Origin of the sequence: Candidatus Acetatifactor stercoripullorum, assembly GCF_944382095.1 — a bacterium.
In the GTDB taxonomy this organism is placed as follows: Bacteria; Bacillota; Clostridia; order Lachnospirales; family Lachnospiraceae; genus Acetatifactor; species Acetatifactor stercoripullorum.
On the sequence record NZ_CALWMU010000075.1, the window covers coordinates 1 to 4857 of the forward strand.

The 4857-nt window shown below is 48.0% G+C and carries 5 protein-coding genes and 1 other RNA gene; all 6 read left to right on the forward strand.

Going from position 1 to position 4857, the window contains the following annotated elements; all coding sequences use genetic code 11:
* The first annotated feature begins 99 nt into the window (after positions 1–99).
* Positions 100–1116: an ABC transporter ATP-binding protein gene (locus SHK35_RS14030; protein ID WP_318702418.1), complete on the forward strand. Its 1017-nt coding sequence runs from the start codon at positions 100–102 to the stop codon at positions 1114–1116.
* A gap of 1 nt (position 1117) precedes the next feature.
* A complete protein-coding gene (locus SHK35_RS14035) occupies positions 1118–1321 on the forward strand; it encodes a hypothetical protein (RefSeq protein WP_318702416.1) in 204 nt (67 codons plus the stop codon).
* 95 nt (positions 1322–1416) lie between these two features.
* On the forward strand, positions 1417–1656 hold the full coding sequence (gene secG / locus SHK35_RS14040) for a preprotein translocase subunit SecG (RefSeq protein ID WP_318702415.1): 240 nt from the start codon (positions 1417–1419) through the stop codon (positions 1654–1656).
* Positions 1657–1726: 70 nt separating this feature from the next.
* The gene (rnr, locus tag SHK35_RS14045; protein ID WP_330638273.1) at positions 1727–3916 is read left to right on the forward strand and encodes a ribonuclease R; all 2190 of its coding nucleotides are present in this window, start codon (positions 1727–1729) and stop codon (positions 3914–3916) included.
* Positions 3917–3929: 13 nt separating this feature from the next.
* Positions 3930–4406, forward strand: a complete 477-nt coding sequence (smpB, locus tag SHK35_RS14050; protein WP_318710243.1) for an SsrA-binding protein SmpB — start codon at positions 3930–3932, stop codon at positions 4404–4406.
* Positions 4407–4476: 70 nt separating this feature from the next.
* Positions 4477–4857: a transfer-messenger RNA gene (gene ssrA, locus SHK35_RS14055) on the forward strand.

A 4857-nucleotide genomic window follows, 5' to 3' on the forward strand; every position in this document is an offset into this window, starting at 1 on the left:
GTCAGGAGAGGTGCAAATCTGAAGAGCCGGAGCTTTTGCCGGTGGAAGATGGACATCTGGTGAGATGCTTTTATGCAAAAAAGGAGGTGAGGAAGGGTCATGCAGACAAATGAGAAAAAGGTTTTGCTCCGCATTCAGGACGTGAAGCAGTATTTCCCTATTAAGAAAACACATTTCAGGGAGAAACAGAAATATGTGAAGGCCAACGATGGAATCACGCTGGATATATACGAAGGGGAAACCTTCGGGCTGGTAGGAGAGTCGGGGTGCGGAAAATCGACTTTTGGCAGAACCATACTTCAGCTTTATCCGCAGACGCATGGAGAAATTCTGTATCAGAAGGATGGGGAATGGGTAGACCTGAAGGCTCAGGATAGAGAATCCATGCGGAGCCTGCGCAAAGAGCTGCAGATTGTCTTTCAGGATCCCTATTCTTCTTTGAACCCCAGAATGACAGTGGGACAGATCATCGGCGAGGGACTGCTTTCTCATGGTATGTTCAAAAGGGGAGACGGCGCCATGAAGGACTACATTTTTCAGATAATGGAGGATTGTGGTCTTTCCACTTATATGTTTGGACGCTATCCCCACCAGTTTTCGGGAGGACAAAGACAGAGGATCGGCATTGCAAGAAGCCTTGCGCTTCGTCCCAGATTTGTAGTATGTGATGAGGCAGTTTCAGCGCTGGATGTTTCCATACAGTCACAAATACTGAATTTGCTCAGGGACTTGAAGGAAAAAGATAATCTGACCTATCTGTTTATTACGCATGATTTGAGTGTTGTAAAGTATGTCAGTGACAGAATAGGCGTGATGTATCTTGGAAATCTGGTGGAGGTTTCAGAAACGGGCGAGTTGTTTGAAAACACAATGCATCCCTATACAGAGGCGTTGCTCTCAGCCATTCCCACAACAGATGTAAATGACAGAAAAAAAGAAAGGATTTTATTGGAGGGAGATATTCCAAGTCCTGTAAATCCGCCAAGGGGCTGTAAATTCCATACCAGATGCCGTTATTGTCAGGAAGTGTGCACACAGCAGGAGCCGGAATGGACAAATGTGGGAAAGGGGCATTATGTAGCCTGTCATTTCCCTTTGGGCAGAAAGGAAAAATAAGATGCTGTTCCAGAAAAAGGTGGACCGGGTAATCGACGTAAAAAAATCGGAGGAGGAACTGGAAAACAGACAGGAGGAAAAGCTGGAGCCAAAGGATAAACTAGCCATTGCAATCGCAGCACTTCTGGTCTTTGTTCCGGCGCTTCTTCTGGTGATGGCTGTTTTTCTGTTTTTGATATGGCTGTTGTTTTTGCGCCATTTGTAGGGAAGGGAGCTTTTTGCCCATTTTTGGGAAAAAACGGTTGAAAAGATATGCTTTTTATGGTATCATGAAAAGCGCTTGACATTAGGAGGTGTAGAATGGAAGCACTCAGAGTGGTTTTGACAATTATTTTTATATTGATATGTATAGCGCTTACAGTGTTGGTATTGATGCAGGAAGGCAAATCTGCTGGCCTTGGCTCCATCAGCGGTGCGGCTGAAACCTATTGGGGCAAGAACAAGGGACGTTCCATGGAGGGACTTTTGGTAAAGATAACCAAGATTTTAGCGGTATTATTTATGCTGGTTGCGGTCATACTGAATCTTAACGTATTTTAATCACGTAAGAAAAACACTCTTGTGACAAAGAGTGTTTTTTTATGCGGGCAGGAAGCCATAAGGAGTATTCATGAACAGCGGGATGGAAATAAGGGAAAAAAGGAAAAAAATCATCTGTGATCTGGTGAATGACGACCTCTATGTGCCTATGAAGGAAAAGGAGCTTGCCATGTTCCTTCAGGTGGCTGCGGAGGACAGACAGGAGCTGAAAAGCATCCTGATGGAGCTTTTGGCGGAAGGCAGGCTGATGCTGACCAACAAGGGAAAATACGTGAAGTCCAATGGAAGAGTTTTCACAGGCACCTTTGTCGGAAACGCCAAGGGCTTTGGCTTTGTGAGGATAGAGGGCAGGAAAGAGGATCTTTTCGTTCCGGAGGACAAGGTCAACGGAGCTTTTCACAGGGATACGGTGCAGGCAGCCCTTTTGGAGAATCCAAAGGGAAGGCGCCAGGAGGCCCAGGTGATCCGGATTCTGGAAAGAGGCATGAAGCAGGTGGTGGGCACCTATGAGCGGACCCGGAATCATTTCGGCTTTGTGATACCGGACGACACAAAGCTGGCCCAGGATATTTATGTGCCAAAGGAGCATTCCCAAGGTGCTGTGAGCGGACATAAAGTGGTGGTGGAGATCACAGGCTATGGCACAGACAAAAAAAGTCCGGAGGGCCGCATTATTGAGATTCTGGGCCATAGAAATGATCCGGGCGTTGATATTATGTCCATCGTGCGTGGATATGAGCTTCCTGTGGAATTTGGCGAAAAGGTGATGAATCAGGCGCTGCGTGCGGCGAAGGAGGTGTCTGAGGCGGATAGGGCCGGGCGCAGGGATCTGCGAGATGTGGTTATGATTACCATTGACGGAGAGGACGCCAAGGACTTAGACGACGCCGTGAGTGTGAGCTTTGATGGAAGCTGTTACCATCTGGGAGTTCATATTGCGGATGTGGCAAATTATGTACAGGAAAATTCCGCCCTGGACCGGGAAGCACTGAAAAGAGGCACCAGTGTGTATCTGGCAGACCGGGTGATTCCCATGCTTCCCCATGCCCTTTCAAACGGCATCTGTTCTCTGAATGAGGGAGCAGACAGGCTGGCTTTAAGCTGTCTTATGCGTATTGACGTTTACGGGGAAATTCTCGACTATGATATCTGCGAGTCGGTGATCCGTGTAGACCACCGTATGTCCTATACACAGGTGAAGAATATACTTGCCGATGAGAAAATTTTGAAAACAGAGGCGTATCAGAAATATGCTGATCTATTGCCTATGCTGCGGCAGATGGAGGAGCTGGCGGCAGCACTCCGCTCCAAGCGAAGGAAGAGAGGCGCCATTGATTTTGATTTTCCGGAATGTAAGCTACTGCTTGACGGGGAAGGTCATCCTGTGGACATAAAGCCCTATGAACGGAATGTGGCTACCAATATCATTGAGGACTTTATGCTGGCTGCAAACGAAACCGTAGCCCAGCATTTCTACTGGCTGGAGGTGCCTTTTTTGTACAGAGTCCACGATGTGCCGGATGCAGAGAGGATTCAAAGGCTTTCCACTTTTATCAATAATCTGGGGTATTATATCAAGGCTGTTGGCAGAAATGCGGGTAAGGTAAGCGGGGGAGAAGTGCATCCCAAGGAAATTCAAAAGCTGCTTGACAAAATTGCAGGCACTCCCGAGGAGGCCATGATAAGCCGCCTGGCTCTTCGCAGCATGAAGCAGGCGAAATACAGCGTGGAGAGCAGCGGGCATTTTGGACTGGCCTGCCGCTTTTACAGTCATTTTACCTCGCCCATCAGACGTTACCCAGACTTACAGATTCACCGTATTATCAAGGATCAGCTCCGGGGAAGGCTGGGAGAAGAGAGGACAGCCCATTACCGGGAGATTCTCCCGGAGGTGGCAAGCCATTGCTCTGATATGGAACGCAGGGCAGACGAAGCAGAGCGGGAGACGGACAAGCTGAAGAAGGCAGAGTATATGAAGGGAAGAACCGGACAGTGCTTTGAAGGCATTATATCCGGCGTGACAGGCTGGGGAATCTATGTGGAGCTTCCCAACACTGTGGAGGGACTGGTTCATGTATCCAAGCTCCCCGGGGATTATTACTATTACAAGGAGGATGCCTGTGAAATGGTGGGCGAGGCTACCGGAAGAACCTTTAAGCTTGGAATGCCGGTGAGAGTCCGCGTGTCAGGGGTAGATATCATGACAAGAACCATTGATTTTTCTTTGGTGGAGACGAAAGAGGAAGAATACAACGAGTAAAGAGGTGTGAGGAATGGCAAAGGGAAAAGATGCGCAGAAGCTGGTTGCGAACAATAAAAAGGCATTCCATGACTATTTTATAGATGAAACCTATGAGGCGGGCATTGCCCTTCACGGTACGGAGGTAAAATCCCTGCGCATGGGGAAATGCAGCATAAAGGAAGCCTTTATTCGCATTGAGAACGGAGAAGTCTTTGTTTATGGAATGCACATCAGTCCCTATGAAAAGGGAAATCTCTTTAACAAGGATCCCTTAAGGGTAAAAAAGCTTCTGCTTCACAAGTATGAGATCAACAAGCTGGCGGGAAGGGTGGCGGAAAAAGGCTACACACTGGTGCCGCTGCAGGTTTACTTTAAGGACGGAAGAGCCAAGGTGGAGATCGGCCTGGCAAGGGGCAAAAAGCTTTATGATAAACGCCGGGACATCGCAAAGAAGGATCAGAGAAGAGAGGCGGAAAAGGAATTTAAGATGAGTGGCAAATTCTATTGACTTATTGTCAAAATTCTTCTATACTAACAGCGAAAGAAAATCTTTACGGAAAAATCCGGAGAGTTTGCTCGGGGTAGTAAAGGTTTCGACAGGAGTCTTGCAGCTGGAGAAGCTATCCGATGTGACACGTTAATCACAAAATTAAACTAAACGCTGAAGATAATACTCAGTTAGCATTTGCAGCGTAATTGCTGTGAATGACGCTGCCTTAGGCAGCTTGTCCGCTCCGGGGCACTCACACCTCGGAATCCGGGCATCAACCATGTGAGAAACGACATGCGTTAAGCTTTGCGCGCATGGGCGTAAAATGAAGCTACCAAATGGAGCAGGCTGTTCGTTTCCTGCCTCAGGCGGGAACAGGCCGGGGAAAGCCCGGCCAAGATAACGGACTATGATAGTAGAAGGACAGGGAATGGGCTTTTGGACACGGGTTCGACTCCCGTCTACTCCA